Annotated in this window: 14 protein-coding genes; 7 read left to right on the top strand and 7 right to left on the bottom strand. The window is 68.2% G+C overall.

Annotated features, from left to right (window positions below):
• Nucleotides 1–98: 98 nt before the first annotated feature.
• Both AB0H88_RS12625 and AB0H88_RS12620 read left to right on the top strand, forming a co-directional pair.
• On the top strand, nt 99–1,004 hold the full coding sequence (locus tag AB0H88_RS12625) for a S41 family peptidase (protein ID WP_357643662.1): 906 nt from the start codon (nt 99–101) through the stop codon (nt 1,002–1,004).
• Nucleotides 1,005–1,297: 293 nt separating this feature from the next.
• Nucleotides 1,298–2,467: a helix-turn-helix domain-containing protein gene (locus AB0H88_RS12620; protein ID WP_357643660.1), complete on the top strand. Its 1,170-nt coding sequence runs from the start codon at nt 1,298–1,300 to the stop codon at nt 2,465–2,467.
• Nucleotides 2,468–2,909: 442 nt separating this feature from the next.
• Here AB0H88_RS12620 and AB0H88_RS12615 read toward each other — a convergent pair whose 3' ends face one another.
• From AB0H88_RS12615 to AB0H88_RS12590, 6 genes are all read right to left on the bottom strand, one after another.
• Nucleotides 2,910–3,536 carry a Uma2 family endonuclease gene (locus AB0H88_RS12615; protein WP_357643658.1) on the bottom strand — a complete coding sequence of 209 codons (627 nt, stop codon included), beginning with the start codon at nt 3,534–3,536 and terminating at the stop codon, nt 2,910–2,912.
• 151 nt (nt 3,537–3,687) lie between these two features.
• Nucleotides 3,688–4,446: a GNAT family N-acetyltransferase gene (locus AB0H88_RS12610; RefSeq protein ID WP_357643656.1), complete on the bottom strand. Its 759-nt coding sequence runs from the start codon at nt 4,444–4,446 to the stop codon at nt 3,688–3,690.
• Nucleotides 4,447–4,895: 449 nt separating this feature from the next.
• Complete coding sequence (locus AB0H88_RS12605) at nt 4,896–5,597, bottom strand: 2-phosphosulfolactate phosphatase (protein ID WP_357643654.1); 702 nt, start codon at nt 5,595–5,597, stop codon at nt 4,896–4,898.
• A 408-nt stretch (nt 5,598–6,005) separates the two neighbouring features.
• Entirely contained in the window at nt 6,006–7,103 is a 1,098-nt protein-coding gene (locus tag AB0H88_RS12600; RefSeq protein ID WP_357643652.1) for a branched-chain amino acid aminotransferase, read from the bottom strand.
• Between the two features lie 196 nt (nt 7,104–7,299).
• A complete protein-coding gene (locus tag AB0H88_RS12595) occupies nt 7,300–8,346 on the bottom strand; it encodes a 3-isopropylmalate dehydrogenase (protein ID WP_357643650.1) in 1,047 nt (348 codons plus the stop codon).
• An 82-nt stretch (nt 8,347–8,428) separates the two neighbouring features.
• Nucleotides 8,429–9,613: an ROK family transcriptional regulator gene (locus AB0H88_RS12590; protein WP_357643648.1), complete on the bottom strand. Its 1,185-nt coding sequence runs from the start codon at nt 9,611–9,613 to the stop codon at nt 8,429–8,431.
• Between the two features lie 99 nt (nt 9,614–9,712).
• Here AB0H88_RS12590 and AB0H88_RS12585 point away from each other — a divergent pair, with 99 nt between their 5' ends.
• From AB0H88_RS12585 to AB0H88_RS12565, 5 genes are read left to right on the top strand one after another with little or no spacing between them, the layout of a single operon-like run.
• Nucleotides 9,713–10,813 carry a sugar ABC transporter substrate-binding protein gene (locus AB0H88_RS12585; RefSeq protein ID WP_357643646.1) on the top strand — a complete coding sequence of 367 codons (1,101 nt, stop codon included), beginning with the start codon at nt 9,713–9,715 and terminating at the stop codon, nt 10,811–10,813.
• A complete protein-coding gene (locus AB0H88_RS12580; RefSeq protein WP_357643644.1) occupies nt 10,813–11,532 on the top strand; it encodes an ATP-binding cassette domain-containing protein in 720 nt (239 codons plus the stop codon). The genes AB0H88_RS12585 and AB0H88_RS12580 overlap by 1 nt, the downstream gene beginning before the upstream one ends.
• A complete protein-coding gene (locus tag AB0H88_RS12575) occupies nt 11,529–12,713 on the top strand; it encodes a sugar ABC transporter permease (protein ID WP_357643642.1) in 1,185 nt (394 codons plus the stop codon). The genes AB0H88_RS12580 and AB0H88_RS12575 overlap by 4 nt, the downstream gene beginning before the upstream one ends.
• Nucleotides 12,710–13,585, top strand: coding sequence for an ROK family protein (locus AB0H88_RS12570; RefSeq protein WP_357643640.1), 876 nt, complete (start codon nt 12,710–12,712; stop codon nt 13,583–13,585). The genes AB0H88_RS12575 and AB0H88_RS12570 overlap by 4 nt, the downstream gene beginning before the upstream one ends.
• A gap of 29 nt (nt 13,586–13,614) precedes the next feature.
• Nucleotides 13,615–14,397, top strand: a complete 783-nt coding sequence (locus tag AB0H88_RS12565) for a class I SAM-dependent methyltransferase (protein ID WP_357643638.1) — start codon at nt 13,615–13,617, stop codon at nt 14,395–14,397.
• Between the two features lie 500 nt (nt 14,398–14,897).
• Here the strand turns inward: AB0H88_RS12565 and serA are convergent, their stop codons facing one another.
• A complete protein-coding gene (gene serA / locus AB0H88_RS12560) occupies nt 14,898–16,487 on the bottom strand; it encodes a phosphoglycerate dehydrogenase (protein ID WP_357643636.1) in 1,590 nt (529 codons plus the stop codon).
• Nucleotides 16,488–16,554 lie beyond the last annotated feature (67 nt).

Here is a 16,554-nt window from a genome sequence, read left to right as displayed (position 1 = left end):
CCGGACATATAACGAGTAGTGGGGAAGGCTGATCACGCATACCGAAGGTGTCTGAACGTCTTTGACGTTTTCGTGAGGGCAGTGCTCTACTCCCTGCCATGACGACTGCGACGAACCTTCAGCCCGCCCCTGTCATCGACGAGACAACCCGACTGCTGACCGAGCACTACGTTTTCCATGAGATAGCCAAGCAACTCGCCGACCTGTTACAACGACGCCTCGCCGAGGGCGCCTATGACGTCGACGGTGCCGAGGAACTCTCCCGTCTGGTCACCGCGGACCTGCAGTCCGTCAACGACGACAAACACCTGAGACTGAAGCACCACGCCGACCCGGTGTCCCCCGAACAGGGCGCGGCAACCCTGGACTCCATCCGCCCGGACTTCGACACCTCGCTGGGCGGTGCGCCCCGGGTGGAGTTGCTCGACAGAGGGGTCGCCGTGGTGGAGCTGGCGCCGATGCTGTTTCCGCTGGAGTGGGCCGCCGAACCGCTGAGCGCAGCGCTCACCCTGGCCTCCCGCGCCCAGGCGCTGATCGTGGACCTTCGCAACAACCGGGGCGGCGACCCGGACACCGTCGCCTTCGTCTGCAGCTACCTCCTGGACGAGCGCACCCACCTCAACACCATGTACTGGCGCAGCGGCGAGCGCAGCGAGCAGTCCTGGAGCCTGCCGCACGTTCCTGGCGCGTGTTTCGGCGGCAGCAAACCGTTGTACGTGTTGTCCAGTGACAGCACCTTCTCCGCCGCTGAGGAACTGGCCTACGACCTGCAGCAGCTCGGCCGCGCCGTTGTCGTCGGCGAGCCCACCCGCGGCGGCGCACACCCGTGCAAGGGCTGGACCGTGCACCCCCACCTGGAAGCCACCGTCCCCACTGGCCGTGCCATCAACCCCGTCTCCGGCGCGAACTGGGAGGGCACCGGTGTGCAGCCGGACGTCCCTTGCGCTGCCGCGGAATCCCTCGACCAGGCACACGCACTGGCCCTCGCCCGACTGGCAGGCTGACGCAGTCCAGCTCATCGAGAGTGTGGTACCAAAACGTCGTTCGTGATCAAGGCGACTGGAGCTCCGAGCCTGGTACCAGACCGCGCTGAGGTTGGTACCAAAACTCATGCTTCAACCAGGCATCCCCGGGGTGGGGCCACACCGGACATGAATCCGCTTCACCCGGCTGCTTCATTTGCGCGGTCTACCAGAGCCCTTCGCTTGGCTGCCTAGAATACGGCCCTTGACAGCGCAGGGAGGCCCAAAGTTCGCGATCATGGCACGGCCCAACGTGCCGTCTTTAGCATGGATTCATGGCCACGATAGGCGAACGCATTCGCAGCGTCCGGAAGCGCCGGGGCTTGACTCAGCAGGGCCTGGCCGATCTCGCCGGCGTATCCGCTTCGCTTATCCGCAAGCTGGAACAGGACGCGCGAAAAGACGTACGGCTGGAGACGCTGCGCAAGGTCGCGGTGGCCCTCAAGGTGCCGACGACGTCACTCATGGCCCGGCTGGACGCTGAGTCAGCGGACGAAGAGACACTCGACCTGTGGGCGCCGGTACGGCGGGCGCTCTACGGACTCGATGGTCAGCCCACAGAGGCGCCGACACGAGAGGGCCTGGGCGATGCCTTGGAAGCCTCGATGCCGCTGTGGAAACAGGATCGCTACACACAGATCGCCGCAGTGCTGCCCGTGCTGCTCAGGGACGCGGACGCGCTGGTAGAGGGGGACCTGTCACAGCGTCACGTACGAGGCAGACTGCTGCACCTCGTCGGCTGGCTGATGACTCAGACACGCCAGTTCGACGAGGCCGAGTTCGCACTGTCCCGGGCCATGGACGACATGAACGACTCCCTGGACGCGGCGGCGACGATCAGCACACAATGCTGGCTTCTCCTGCGTCAGGGCCGCCTCGACGAAGCCCGCCAGATGGCGACGCGCTGGGCCGAGGACGTGGAACCCCGTATCTCCCGCGCGACACCGCACCAGCTGTCCGCCTGGGGCTGGCTGCTGCTGCGCGCCTCTGCCGCCGCCATCCGTGACAACCGGCCAGGGGAGGCGACCGACACAATCCGTCTCGCGCGCACCGCCGCCGTGGCCATGGGCCGTGAACTGACGCCGGGCGATGATTTCCTTCGCACCTTCGGGCCGGTGACCGTAGCGATGAAGCGGGTGGAGAACGCCATGGTCGAGGACCGGCCGGACAAGGTCCTCCAGCTCTCCCAGACAATCCCCCTCACCGACCTGCGTCCCACCTCGAACAACCGGAACCGGCACCTCCTCGACGTGGCCGAGGCGCACCGCCGCATGCATCGACAGAGTGAGGCCTTTGAAATCTTGCAGAGTGTTCGGCACGATGCCCCGGAGTGGATGGCGAGCCAGAGCTATGCCAGAGACATCCTGAAGGGAATCATCGGCAGGCGGCGCTCTCTCACCGATGAAATGTGTGATCTCGCAGACTTTGTGCGACTTGAATACTGAGTTATGGCACCGCTCGTGTCACTTCCGCTGCAGGCCATCAGGAAGTGACACAAAATCGCACTTCCGAGCCTATTTGGCCTGCTCATAGCGTTGCAGTATGCATCCGGCCTCCATGGGTTCCGGTCCCATCAACGCACACGGGAAATCACCGGTCACACCGTCGCGCGCCGCCAAGCGATTGAGCGATGAATTGGCAGCACTGGGAATCAGAACCGATATCCAGGAAGGACACGGGCTTGCTCTGGTGTCCGTATGGGTCGAACTGGTGGTCTGGACCGACGGCTGGTGCTACCGCTGGTGGTCTGGTCGGATATCTGCGCGCAGTGGGCGATGGGTCTACGCGCTGACGCCGGTCGACGACCCGGTAACCGCTGCTCGTCGAGGCGCTCTTCGATGCATCGGGAAGGCTGGACCCCGGCAAGGATCAGGTTGGCGGCTTTGCTCAGAACTGCAGTTCTGACCAGTCGATCACCATGGGGATCGGGTTGCTGACACTGGGAGCGCCACCCGATTCGTCCTTCATGAACGTGCCGATGTGCTTGTAAAGCATGGCCGCCCGGTCCAGCCGATAGCGTTCGATGATCGACACACCAGAGCGGTCAAGCCGGACGATCCAGTAGTGAGGAATGCCGGCCTTGGCGTACTCTCCGAGCTTGTCGGTCGTGTCCTGTGTCTCGGATCCCGGAGAAACGATCTCCACGACGAGCAGCGCGTGCTCGGCGCGGAGCCGTTCGCCCCGCTCGCGGTCCAGGCACCGATAGAGGGCGACATCGGGTCGCCGGTTGAGCAGCGGCAGATCTCTGAGACGCAGATCCACATCATTGTTCACGGTGACACACTCGTGGCCCTTGCCCATCGCCTCGCGGGCATGGCGTTCGAGCACATTGGCCAGCCGCCGACCGGCGGTCTGATGATCTGGCGTAGGTGCTGCGCAGTAGACCACGTAACCGTCGACGATCTCGATGGCTTTGGCAATCTCTTCCGGAAGCGCCTCATACTCCTCGGCGGTGACCAGCGCGGGCTGAGGACGGATGTTGAGAAGCCAACTGTCATCCGGTAGAGCTGTCATTCGGCATCTCCTCGTCACTGTCCGCCGAGCCAAGCCTACGGTCTATCCCTCATCTGGTGGGGAGCACACGGGAGCGCAACCACTTGAGCCGTCCCGTGCTGCAGGAGCGGCGTCGCGATCTGCCGCAGCTCCACCCCAGTGATCTTCACGTCTACCTCTCTACCACGTAGTAGGTTTTGCGATGGAAGCCGGTCATCTGGGCGCCCTCCTCCATGAGGCCGCCCAGCACGTCGCGCACGGCGTGCCGCCACGCCTTGGCGGCGCCGGCGTCCACCGCGCGCAGCCGCTCGATATCCTCGGGGACGGCGACGAGCACCACGCGCCCATCGGTACGGCCCTCGACCGGGCGGTCGCCATCGTCGCCCAGCCCGACCACGGCGTCCTCCGGCACCGCCGGCACGTACGGCACCCGCCGGACCGCTGCCTCGACCAGCGGATCGGTCAGCGGCCACACGGCCAGGATCCGGTCGGACTCGTCATCCTGGTTGATGGCGTCGGCCATCACGCCGTAGAAGTTCGGCAGGTACTCCGCCGGCCGCGCGCCCAGCTTGGCCAGGTTGAAGTGCGCGTTGCGGCGGACCAGCGGGTCGTAGGTCCAGGTGATCCGGGAGATCCCGCGGTCCAGCGCCCACAGCCGCTGGTGCAGCTTCAGCTCGAAACCGATGCCCTGTCCCGGTGCCGCGCCCGTGGTATTCGAGTGCAGGGTCGAGTCCTGCCCGAAGAAGCCCACCGCCGCCCCGACCATCCGGTCGCGGTCGAAGGCACCGGAGACGTAGTTGCCCACGTGGGTCAGCGCCCGCATCAGCCCGGCGGTGAGCGGCGGCCGGGTGTCCGGCTCGAACCTCCAGATCCGCTCGAACAACTCCTCGACCTGCTCGAACTCCTCGTTCGCATGGAGTTCCCTGATCATGGCCGAGATCGTCCTTGTCGAGTGGTCGAACCCGCCGCCCCGACCATCCGATCGCCGTCGCTCACGGCCCTGGCGTACCCGATCTGTTCCTCGAAGGTCTGTTCCCCGAAGGTCGATCCGCTGAGGATCGCACGTCGCTCCGTCACCCGACGAACGCTAGGAGGACCAGGGATGATACGTCCAATATGCGCTGGGAGATGAGCTGATATCTGTAGACGTATGGACCGTCTCGAACTTCCCCTGCCACGACTGCATGCCTTCGTCGTGCTGGCCGACGAACTCCACTTCGGTCATGCGGCCGAACGTCTCGGCATCGCGTAGCCGCCGCCGCAACAACTCGGGTCAGCCGCCTGCCGCCGCCCCGAACCACCGCCACCGGGACAGGCAGTGATATCTCATACCCGACGGGGCGCTCGCTCTCGCATGCTGAAAGCAGACCTCACCAGCGATCAGATCGGGTCCTCGTCAGCCAGCGAAGGCATCGGGTGTGGACGCAGGACCATGAGCGAGCCTTCCAAGGTCGCCACCATGGCGAAGGGGAACCGGTCGAGCTCAAGACAGAGTGCGACGTCATCAGGATGGACTCCTTGACGCACCCCCTCTGCCAGTTCGGCGGCGGCGCGCGACTCGGCAGCGCGGCGGAGGAACTCAGTAGCATCCGTCCCAGCCTCGGTGGCCCTCCGAGCGATGTATTGAGCACATGCCAGATCTTCATCCGCCTGCCCGTCCTCGCCGGTGACCACGAACGTGACACTGTCACTCTTGCGCGTCCGCAAGAGCCGAGCCGTTGCCTCCGCCACCACGAAGCCGGCGCACAGCACCAGCGCCGCCTCCTTGACCGCAAGGGCGCCGACCGTCCCTGCCGTGGTTTTCTGCACAACAGTCCGTCCGCCAAGGTCAACAGACCGCAGCAGGCCCGGTGAGTTGACGGCGTCGAACCCAGGCGCGGGCGGACCGTCCTTGAGCGCCACCCAATCTCGATGGCGAGCCTTGAGCGCCAGGGCTTCGTCCAGCGACTCAGCAAGAACGATCTTTTCCGCCCCCTGGGCAAAGGCCCAGGCGGCCACGGTGAAAGCACGCATGACGTCGACCACGACCGCCACGGACGGGGCCTCGACCAGATCAGTGATCCCAAGGAAACGAGCGTCCATCCGGTTATGATCGCGCATGCCCGAACCGAAGCATCCAGACAGGTCGAGTGCTCGTGCACGGCGATTTCCCTCGCGGCAACCTGATTGCCGCCGACAACGGTGCCCGACACAGTGGTGCTGGATACCCGCCATGGGCCTCCGGCCAGGCATCTCGCGTAGTCCAACCGGCCAACCCGGCGAAGCGCCGGGAAGGCTGTCCGAGCGGAGCGAGGTCCTCCGGGGGGCGGGCGGTAGCCCGCGTGGGAGAACGTCCGGAGCGTAGCGGAGGCCCTTTGTGGGCGGGTGGGCATCAGACGGCCAACCACCGAATCGGGTAACGGGTGGGTGGCGAAAGACGCCCGGAGCGGAGCGGAGGCCCTTCAGGGGGCGAACGGCCGGCCACCCGCTGGAAGGGACGTCTACGGATCGTTAGCTGATCTTGTGGACCCAGCTGTGGGTGTCGGGGCGGGAGCCGTACTGGATGCCCACCAGTTCCTCCCGGATGCGCATCGTCACTTCCCCAGGGGTGCCGTCTCCCACGGTCCAAGCACGGTCCGTGCCCTTGACCGAGCCCACCGGCGTCACCACTGCCGCCGTCCCGCAGGCGAACACCTCCGTGAGCTCGCCCGACTCGCAGCCCGCCTGCCACTCCTCCGTCGAGATGAGGCGTTCCGAAGCCTCCAGGCCCAGGTCGGCGGCCAGGGACAGGATGGAGTCGCGGGTGATGCCGGGCAGCAGGGTGCCGGTCAGTGCGGGGGTGACCAGTTTGTCGCCGAAGACGAAGAACAGGTTCATCCCGCCCATCTCCTCCACGTACCGGTGCTCGTGCGCGTCCAGCCACACCACCTGGTCGCAGCCCTGCTCGACGGCCTGCCGCTGGGCGACGAAGGCGGCCGCGTAGTTGCCGCCGCACTTGGCGAAGCCGGTGCCGCCGGGGGCGGCGCGGGTGTACTCGGTGGAGAGCCAGACGGAGACGGGCTTGACGCCGCCGCTGAAGTAGGAGGCCGCCGGGGAGGCGATGACCATGTACCGGTAGGTGCGGGACGGGTAGTTGACGCCGAGGCCGACCTGGGTCGCGATGATGAACGGGCGCAGGTAGAGGCTGTGGCCCTCGGTCGTGGGGACCCAGTCCTTGTCGGTCTGGACGAGGAGTTCGAGCGACTCGACGAACACCTCTTCCGGAAGCGAGGGCATCGCCATGCGCTCGGCCGAGGTGTTGAAGCGGACGGCGTTGGCGTACGGGCGGAAGGCCGCGATCGAGCCGTTGGCCTGGCGGTATGCCTTGAGCCCCTCGAACAGCTCCTGCGCGTAGTGGAACACCGAGGTGGCCGGGTCGAGCGACAACGGTCCGTACGGCTCAAGCCGGGCGTCGTGCCAGCCCTCGCCCTCGGTGTAGTCGATCGAGACCATGTGGTCGGTGAAGGTCTGCCCGAACCCGGGGTTCGCCAGTACCTGCTCCCGCTCTGCCGCAGTGCGAGCGTGGTCGGATAGCTGCACGTCGAAGCTGAGCTTCTGAGCGATGGTCATGACGGTGGTCCTTCTCTCTACGGTTCTGGACAGACTCTACGGTTCGGGGCAGTCACTGCTTAGAGCGGCCTGTACTTCCTATTGTCTCGCTATTTGGGATTGCAAGCGGCCAATGGGGTGCTTTGGCCATTTAGACGCGAAAAAGCGCCTGGCGGTCCTTGTGCGGACCGCCAGGCGCTTGGGGAGCTGGGCGGCCCTAGCTCGATACTCGCGCGGTGATGTCGTCACCGATCTCGTGTGTACTCCGACCGGCCCAGCCGGCCAGACGCTCGACGATGTCATCGGCGACGGCCTGCTCGACCCTGGCCGCCTCGGCGGACAGGCCGAGGTGCTCCAGGAGCATGGCGACCGACAGGATCGTGGCGGTCGGGTCGGCCTTGCCCTGCCCGGCGATGTCGGGGGCGCTGCCGTGCACTGGCTCGAACATGCTGGGCGCGGTGCGCTCCGGGTTGATGTTGCCGCTGGCCGCCAGGCCGATGCCGCCGGCGATCGCCGCGCCGAGGTCGGTGATGATGTCGCCGAAGAGGTTGTCGGTGACGATCACGTCGAACCGCTCGGGCTGGCTCACGAAGAACATCGAGGCCGCGTCGATGTGGCAGTAGTCGGTGGTGACCTCGGGGTATTCCTCCGCCACGCGGTTGACCGTGCGCTGCCAGAGGTCGCCGGCGTAGGTCAGGACGTTGGTCTTGTGGACGAGCGTCAGCTTCTTGCGCGGGCGGGACTTGGCCTTCTCGAACGCGTAGCGGACGACCCGCTCCACGCCGTAGGCGGTGTTGAGCGACTCCTGGGTGGCGATCTCATGCGGCGTGCCACGGCGCATAACGCCGCCGGTGCCCGCGTAGAGGCCCTCGGTGCCCTCGCGGACGACGACCATGTCGATGTTCTCGGTGGGCGTGTCGGCCAGCCGGGTCTCGACGCCGGGGAACAGCTTGACCGGGCGCAGGTTGACGTAGTGGTCGAAGACGAAGCGGAGGCGGAGCAGCAGGTCGCGCTCCAGGATGCCGGGCGGCACGCTGGGATCGCCCACGGCGCCGAGCAGGATCGCGTCATAGCCGCGCAGCTCTTCGAGCACGGCGTCGGGCAGCGTCTCACCGGTACGGTGATAGCGAGCGGCACCCAGGTCGTAGTGGGTGGCCTCGATCTTGGTCCCGACGGCCTCCAGGACCTTCAGCCCTTCGGCGACGACCTCGGCGCCGATGCCGTCTCCGGGGATGACGGCCAGGCGAATATTCCGCGACTCCATGTGCGTACCTTACCCGCTTGTCTCGACTGCCGAGCGCGACATCTCACCTCTTGGACAAGACCTTTCATACGAAGACCAGGGGTCAGCCCTGTCTGGCGTCGAAGATCAGGTCCCAGGCCCTGGTCCGGGCATGGGCGACCGCGCCCAGCAGTACTCCACTGTCCCCCAACGCGCTGGCGACCACCACCGGCCGCAGGGGGCCCAGCTCCGCGATCCGATCCTCTATCGCCGCGCCCAGCAGCTCCAGGTTGCGGCCCACCCCGCCGCTCAGGACGATGACCTCCGGATCCAGGACCGCCGCCACCGCCACCAGGAGACCGCCGATGCGGCGCCCTTCGGCCTCCACCACCGAGCGGGCCGCGGGGTCACCGGCCGCCGCCACCGCGAAGACGTCCTTGGCCGTCTCGAGGTCCAGCCCGGCCGCCCTGGCCGCGCGGACCACGCCGGGGGCCGAGGCCACCGTCTCCGTGGCACCGTGCGCCAGGGCGTCGTCTGTTGGGGGTAGGTCCGTGGGGACGTAAGGGGGTGAGTCCGTGGGGACGTAGGAGACCTCTCCCGCCGCTCCCCTGGCCCCCACATAGAGCTCGCCGTTGATGACGATGCCCATCCCGACGCCCGTACCGATGGAGACCAGGGCGAAGTTGGCCTTGCCGCGTCCCTCCCCGTACGTGTGCTCGCCGACCGCCGCCAGGTTGATGTCGTTCTCGATGATCAGCTCTACGTCGAGCGCCGACCGGAGGCGCCCCGCCAGGTCGGGCGGGCCCGGCAGGTTGGGCGCGAAGTCCAGGCGGCCCTGGGCCGGGTCGTAGACGCCGGGCGAGCCGACCACCGCGCAGGCGATCACCGACCAGTCGAGCTCGGCTTCCCTGGCCGCGGCGCGGCAGAGGTCGCCCACGAGGACCGCGAGCTCGGCCGAGTCGCGGGCGGTGTTGCGCCCGTCGGTCCGGCCCGCGAACGTACCCCTCAGGTCGGCCACGGCGACGCGGATCCAGTCGCGGCCGATGTCGATGCCCGCCACGTGGGTGGAGGCCGCGTTCATGTCGTAGAGCGAGGTCACCGGGCCCGGCCGGCCCGACACCTCGCCGACCAGGTGCACCAGCCCGTCTTCCTCCAGCCCGGCGAGCGCCGCCGAGACCGTCGGCTTCGACAGCCCGGTGATCTTGGCCAGATCGGCCCGTGACGCCGGGCCGTTCGCGTGGAGCTGGTCGAGCAGCCGACGCTCGTTCAGCACCCGCAGCAGCCGCGGATTACCCAGCCCACCTCGCATCTTCAGCCCTCCTCGCGCCAAACTCTAGCCAACGGCCCTGGTAGTAAACTACCTTTCTTACCAAACAGCGGGGCGGGCCCACCGAGAGGACGATGTGCGATGGACCGAGCATGGCGACTGATCCCGGCCGCGGCGCTCTTGCTGACTGCCGCCGCCTGCGGAAACTCCACCGGTACGAGCGGCAGCACCGCGAGCGCCAGCGCGAGCGCCGGAGCCACGGCCAAGACGATCGCCCTCTTCCTGCCCGAGTCCAAGACCACGCGGTATGAGGCGTTCGACCGCCCGCTGTTCGAGGCGAAGGTGAAGTCGCTCTGCGCCGACTGCAAGATCCTCTACAGCAACGCCGAGCAGGACGCGGCCAAGCAGCAGCAACAGGTCGAGGCGGCCCTCACCCAGGGCGCGAACGTCCTGGTGCTGGACGCCGTCGACGCCAACGCGGTGGCGCCGCTGGTCAACCAGGCCAAGCAGAAGAAGATCCCGGTGATCGCCTATGACCGGCTGATCTCCGGCATCGACTACGCGTACTACGTCTCGTTCAACAACGTCCGTGTCGGCGAGATGCAGGGCCAGGCCCTGCTCGACGCGATGAACGCCAAGGGCACGACGGCCAAGGGGCAGATCGTGGAGATCCACGGCGCGCCGACCGACCCCAGCTCGGCCGACTACAAGAAGGGCGCCAAGAGCGTCCTGGACGGCAAGGTGAAGGTCGGCAGGGAGTTCGACACGCCCGACTGGAGCCCCGACAAGGCCCAGCAGCAGATGGAGCAGGCGATCACCGCCATCGGCCGGGACAACATCGTCGGCGTGCTGTCGGCCAACGACGGCATGGCGGGCGGCGCGATCGCGGCCATGAAGCGCGCGGGCTACAAGCAGCTGCCGCCGATCACCGGGCAGGACGCCGAGCTGGCTGCCGTGCAACGCATCCTCACCGGCGAGCAGTACATGACCATATATCTGGACATCAGGGCTGAGGCGGAGAAGTCCGCCGAGCTGGCCGTGGCCGTGGCCAAGGGCGAGCAGCCCGCCGCGACCAGCAAGGTCAACAACGGCACCGTGGACATCCCCGCCTTCCTCCTCGACCCCATCGCCGTCACCGCGGACAAGGTCAAGGACACGATCGTGAAGGACAAGTTCTACACCGCCGACCAGATCTGCACCGCCGAGGTCAAGGCCGCCTGCGCGAAGGCGGGCATCCAGTAGTGCTCTCCGCGACAGGAATCTCCAAGCGCTACGGCGCGGTCCAGGCGCTCGACGGCGCCAGCCTCCACCTGCGCCCCGGCGAGGTCACCGCCCTCATGGGCGACAACGGCGCGGGCAAGTCCACGCTGGTCAAGGCCATCTCGGGGGTGGTCGTCCCGGATGAGGGCACGATCACGCTCGACGGCACGCCGGTCAGGATCACCAACCCGCACGACGCGCAGGCGCTCGGCGTCTCGACCGTCTACCAGGACCTCGCGCTCTGCGAGAACCTGGACGTGGTGGCCAACCTGTTCCTCGGTACGGAACGCCGCCGCTGGTCGCTGCTGCGCCACATCGCGATGGAACGCGCCACCCGCGACCTGCTCCAACAGCTCGACGTGCGCATCAGGGACATCAGGGTGCCCGTCGCCATGCTGTCGGGCGGCCAGCGCCAGTCCGTGGCGATCGCCAGGGCGCTGATCGGCGAGCCGCGCCTGGTCATCCTGGACGAGCCCACCGCCGCACTGGGCGTGGAGCAGACGGCCCAGGTGCTCGCGCTGATCGGGCGGCTGCGCGAGCGCGGGCTCGCGGTCCTGGTCATCTCGCACAACCTGGCCGACGTCCGGGCGGTCAGCGACCGCGTGGTGGTGCTGCGTCTGGGACGCAACGCCGGCGACTTCGGTACGGCAGACACCACGCAGGAGGAGATCGTGGCCGCGATCACGGGGGCAGGGCGATGACCGACACGCTGGCGCGCAAGCCATACACGCCGAAGGTCGCCGTCGAGCGGCTGAGGCAGGGGGACGTCGGCGCGTGGCCGGTCGTCGGCGGACTGGTGGCGATCGCGATCGTCTTCAGCGCGCTCAACGACCGCTTCCTCGCGCCGGAGAACCTCACGAACCTGGCCCTGCAGATGGCCGCGACCGGCACCATCTCGCTGGGCATCATCATGGTGCTGCTGCTCGGCGAGATCGACCTGTCGGCCGGCTCGGTCAGCGGCCTGTGCGCGACGATCATGACCATCATGCACGTCAAGCAGGGCTGGAACCCGCTGGCGGCCATCCTGGTCGCCCTCGCCGCGGGGGCGGGGATCGGGTTGATCCACGGGCTGATGTTCACCAAGCTGCGGATGCCGTCGTTCGTGGTCACGCTGGCCGGGCTGATGGGCTGGCTCGGGCTGCTGCTCTTCCTGCTGCGGCAGGGCGGCACGATCAACCTGCCGTTCACCGGGTTCATCTCCAAGCTGAGCGACACCTGGCTGCCGTCCTGGCTGTCGTGGCTGCTGGTGGCGGCCCTGGTGCTCGTCTCGGGCGGCGCCGCGCTGCTCACGCGGCGTCTCAGGCTGGCCGCCGGGCTGCCCGTCACTCCGCTCTGGTGGCTGCTGGTCAGAACGGGCGGTCTGACCGTCCTGCTCGCGGCAGGCGTGATCATCATGTCGGCCGACCGGGGCGTGCCGCTGCTGCTGATCATCTTCGGCGCACTGGTGGTGGTGTTCGATCTCGTGCTCAGGCATACCGCGTTCGGCAGGCATGTGTACGCCGTCGGGGGCAACGCGGAGGCGGCCAGGCGGGCCGGGATCAACGTGACGCGCATCAGGATCCTGGCGTTCATGCTGGCCTCCACGCTGGCGGCGGCCGGGGGCATCCTGGCGGCCAGCCGGCTGTCGGCGGTCAACCAGCAGTCGGGCGGCAGCGACATCCTGCTCATGGCGATCGCCGCGGCGGTCATCGGGGGCACCTCGCTGTTCGGCGGCCGGGGGCGGGCCTATGACGCGCTGCTCGGGGTGCTGGTGATCCAGTCGATCACCAGCGGCATGTACCTGCTCAGCGTCGACTCCTCCGTACGGTTCATGGTGACGGCCGCGGTGCTGGCCCTGGCCGTGGCGATCGACTCGCTGGCCCGGCGGGGAGCCGCCCAGTGAGCCGCGTGCTGGGCATCGATGTGGGCGGCACGAAGGTCGCCGTCGGCGTGTCCAGCTCCGACGGACCGGAGATCGTCGAACGGATCCGGCTCGACACCGGCGCCGGCACCCTGGAACGGGCCCTGGCGGCGGCCCGGGACCTGGACGGCGCGCCGGCCGCCGTGGGCTTCTCGACCTGCGGCGTCATCCGCGACGGCCGGATCCGGCTGGCCCCCAACGTGCCCGGCTGGGAGGGGCTGGAGCTGCCCCGGCTGCTGCGGGAGGAGTACGGCGCGATCCCGGTGGCGATCGACAACGACGTGAAGGCGGCCGCGGCGGCCGAGCTGCGCTGGGGAGCGCTGCGCGGCGTGTCGGCGGGCGTCTATCTGAACCTGGGCACCGGGCTGGCGGCGGCGCTGGTGGTGGGCGGTCAGGTGGTGTCCGGGGCGCACGGCGCGGCCGGCGAGATCGGCTACCTGCAGGCCGTTCCGGGCGAGCCCGCCTTCGCCGACGGGCACGTTCCCCTGGAGGAGCGGGTCTCGGGGGGCGCGCTCGCGGCCCGGGGCACCGCCCTGCTGGGCCGCGAGACCACGGCGGCCGACCTGTTCGCCCTGTCCACCTCAGCCCCCGCCTCGGCGGTCGCGGAGCTGGTGGACGAGGCGCTCGGGCTGCTGGCCATGAACGCGGCGAACCTGTGCGCGACGTTCGACCCCGAGTGCCTGGTGGTCGGCGGCGGCATGATGGGCGCGGCCGACCTGATCATGCCCCGCCTGACCGCCGAGCTGCGCCGGGCCGTACCCTTCCCGCCCGAGGTACGCCCGGCGCGGTTCACCGACGACGCCCCATTGCTCGGCGCGCTGGCTCTCGCCCATGCCGCTTCACAGTCTTCATAAGTTCGTGAAACGGGTGTAGCTTCGACGGCATGGCTCCCGAAAAGGTGCGGCTGGCCGCCGAGAAGGCCACGCTCCTCGCCACCCTGTACGGCAGAGCGCTGGACGCCCGCTCACCACATCCCATACTCGACGACCGCATGGCGGCCGCGACCGTCGAGCGCATCGACCACCGCTCCGCCGCCTCGGTCGCGCTCAGGGCCCGCCACCTGGATGGCTGGGCCAGGGAGTTCCTCTCCCGGCACGCCGAGGCGACCGTGCTGCACCTGGGCTGCGGCCTCGACACGCGGGCCTACCGCCTGGACCCGCCGCCGAGCGTCGACTGGTATGACGTGGACTATCCGGACGTCATCGACCTACGGCGGCGGCTGTATCCGCAGGAGCACCGGACGATCGGCACCTCGGTCACCCACCTCGGCTGGCTGGACCAGGTGCCCGCGGACAAGCCGGTGCTGGTCATCGCCGAGGGCCTGTTCTACTACCTCGACCCGGCGGAGGGCCGCGCGCTGGTCAGGGCGATCGTCGACCGGTTCCCCGGTGGCCAGTTCGTCTTCGACGCGCTCAGCCCTTTCGGCCTGCGCCTGCAGAAGCTCAACAAACCAGTCAAGAAGGCCGAGGCCACAATGTACTGGGGCATGGACGGCCCGGCCGATCTGCTGTCGATCAGTCCGAAGCTACGCCTGGTCACCGCGATGAGCGCCTTCGACCTGCCCGGCTACGGCCGCCTGTCGGCGTCGCACCGGATCTCGGTCGGGCTCGCCAAGGTCGTGCCCGGGTTCAGGAGGATGGCCGCCTTCTACCGGCTGGAGTTCTGAGGACAACCGGCCGGAGTTTTGAGGGTTTCCGGCCGGAGTTGGAGGGCTAGCGGCTGGTGTTTTGCGGGGCGCCGCCGTTGTCCCTGCGGTCCAGGGCGGTCTGCAGGGCCTCGGCCGCCTCGTCAGCGGTCTCGTCGGTGGAGTTCCAGGCATACATGTCGTACATGCGTCTCATCTCATTTCGCGGGGCGTCGTGTGCTGTGCGGTCGGACTCCGGTCACGAATCCGACCGGGCCTGTGCTCGTGGGTCCGGATCGCGGACCGGACGATGGGACTTACCGGTCGACGCAACGCCGCACACCACGGCGGGTCGTCGACCTGCCCTAACAGGCCCCGCCGCGGCAGGTAATAAGTACGAGAACCTGGCGCATCTTCCGAAAGAATACCTGGCGGTAGTTTGGCTGTCTCGTTGGACGTCCTACTATCTCGCATCCTGAGACAGAAAAACGGCTGCCGCGGACGCGACAGCCGTTAGTCCTGGAATGCCCAAACGGGAGAGGTCAGTCCTCCAGGTCGACCGAGCGGCCGCTCTCGGCGCCGATCTCGGTGCCGATCTGCTCGACCACGTCGGCCGGGATGGCCGAGTCGACGGTCAGCGCGATCAGCGCCTTGCCGCCCTTGGCGTCACGGGCCACCTGCATCGAGGCGATGTTGACGCCGTGCTCGCCGAGCAGGCGGCCGACGACGCCGACGATGCCGGGCCGGTCGGTGTAGGTGAAGAACGACAGGTGCGCGGTCGGCTCGATCTCCATCTCGTAGCCGTTGACCTCGACGATCTTCGTGATCTGGCGCGGGCCCGACAGCGTGCCCGAGACCGAGACACGGCGGCCGTCGGCGAGCACGCCGCGCACGGTGACCACGTTGCGCCAGTCGGGGCTGTCGGAGCTGGTCACCAGATTGACGGAGATCCCGCGGTCCTTGGCCAGGAGCGGCGCGTTCACGTACGTGACCGAGTCCTCGACCACGTCGGCGAAGATGCCCTTGAGCGCGGCCAGCTCGATCACTCGCACATCCTGCGAGGCGATCTCGCCGCGCACCTCGACGTCGAGCTTCGTGGCGACCTCGCCCGCCAGCGCGGTGAAGACGCGGCCCAGCTTCTCGGCCAGCGGCAGGCCCGGCTTGACGTCCTCGGCGACCGCTCCGCCCTGGACGTTGACCGCGTCGGGCACGAACTCACCGGCGAGGGCAAGCTTGACGCTCCGCGCGACCTGGGTGCCGGCCTTCTCCTGGGCCTCGTGCGTGGAGGCGCCCAGGTGCGGCGTGACGACGACCTCGTCCAGCTCGAACAGCGGGCTGTCGGTGCAGGGCTCCTTGGAGAACACGTCGATGCCCGCCCCGGCGACGCGGCCCTCCTTGATCGCCGAGTAGAGCGCGGCCTCGTCCACGATGCCGCCGCGGGCCACGTTGACGATCCGCACCGACGGCTTGACCTCGTGCAGCTCCTTGTCACCGATCAGCCCGAGCGTCTCCTTGGACTTGGGCAGGTGCACGGTGATGAAGTCGGCCTGCTTGATGACCTCTTCGAGGCTGACCAGCTTGACGCCCATCTGGTCGGCACGGGCCGGCGGCAGGTAGGGGTCGTAGGCGATCAGCTCGACGCCGAACGGCTGCAGGCGCTGCGCCACGAGCTGACCGATCTTGCCCAGGCCGAGGATGCCGACGACCTTCTCGTCGAGCTCGACACCGGTGTACTTGGACCGCTTCCACTCGCCGTTCTTCAGCGCGGCGTGCGCCTGGGCCGTGTTGCGGGCGCTGGCCAGGATGAGCGCGATGGTCTGCTCGGCGGCGCTGGTGATGTTGGAGGTCGGGGCGTTGACCACCATCACACCGGCCTTGGTGGCCGCCTCGACGTCGACGTTGTCGAGCCCGACGCCGGCCCGTGCGACCACGCGCAGCTTGGGCGCCGCGGCGATGGCCTCGGCGTCGACCTGCGTGGCGGAGCGGACGATGAGCGCGTCCACGTCAGCGAGCGCGGGCAGCAGCTGCGAGCGGTCGGCGCCGTCGGTGTGGCGGACCTCGAAATCGTTGGCGAGTACGGCGAGGCCTGCCTCGGACAGCTCCTCTGCGACCAGTACGACGGGCTTGCTCATGGAAGTGGATCCTTAGGGGCAGCTGGGCGGGCATTGAGGGACACGTCTCCGGGACCCTCGGATCGCT

Origin of the sequence: Nonomuraea sp. NPDC050680, from assembly GCF_040654555.1 — a bacterium.
In the GTDB taxonomy this organism is placed as follows: Bacteria; Actinomycetota; Actinomycetes; order Streptosporangiales; family Streptosporangiaceae; genus Nonomuraea.
The sequence above is the reverse complement of the archived record's forward strand: the minus strand, read 5'-3'. Positions and strand labels throughout refer to the sequence as shown.

What these genes read in the sequence shown, in the direction of transcription:
- AB0H88_RS12575 (WP_357643642.1), top strand. Translation starts at nt 11,529, where the DNA reads ATGACCGACACGCTGGCGCGCAAGCCATACACGCCGAAGGTCGCCGTC.
- AB0H88_RS12610 (WP_357643656.1), bottom strand. Translation starts at nt 4,446, where the DNA reads ATGATCAGGGAACTCCATGCGAACGAGGAGTTCGAGCAGGTCGAGGAG.
- serA (WP_357643636.1), bottom strand. Translation starts at nt 16,487, where the DNA reads ATGAGCAAGCCCGTCGTACTGGTCGCAGAGGAGCTGTCCGAGGCAGGC.
- AB0H88_RS12585 (WP_357643646.1), top strand. Translation starts at nt 9,713, where the DNA reads ATGGACCGAGCATGGCGACTGATCCCGGCCGCGGCGCTCTTGCTGACT.
- AB0H88_RS12615 (WP_357643658.1), bottom strand. Translation starts at nt 3,536, where the DNA reads ATGACAGCTCTACCGGATGACAGTTGGCTTCTCAACATCCGTCCTCAG.
- AB0H88_RS12565 (WP_357643638.1), top strand. Translation starts at nt 13,615, where the DNA reads ATGGCTCCCGAAAAGGTGCGGCTGGCCGCCGAGAAGGCCACGCTCCTC.
- AB0H88_RS12625 (WP_357643662.1), top strand. Translation starts at nt 99, where the DNA reads ATGACGACTGCGACGAACCTTCAGCCCGCCCCTGTCATCGACGAGACA.
- AB0H88_RS12605 (WP_357643654.1), bottom strand. Translation starts at nt 5,597, where the DNA reads ATGGACGCTCGTTTCCTTGGGATCACTGATCTGGTCGAGGCCCCGTCC.
- AB0H88_RS12600 (WP_357643652.1), bottom strand. Translation starts at nt 7,103, where the DNA reads ATGACCATCGCTCAGAAGCTCAGCTTCGACGTGCAGCTATCCGACCAC.
- AB0H88_RS12620 (WP_357643660.1), top strand. Translation starts at nt 1,298, where the DNA reads ATGGCCACGATAGGCGAACGCATTCGCAGCGTCCGGAAGCGCCGGGGC.
- AB0H88_RS12595 (WP_357643650.1), bottom strand. Translation starts at nt 8,346, where the DNA reads ATGGAGTCGCGGAATATTCGCCTGGCCGTCATCCCCGGAGACGGCATC.
- AB0H88_RS12590 (WP_357643648.1), bottom strand. Translation starts at nt 9,613, where the DNA reads ATGCGAGGTGGGCTGGGTAATCCGCGGCTGCTGCGGGTGCTGAACGAG.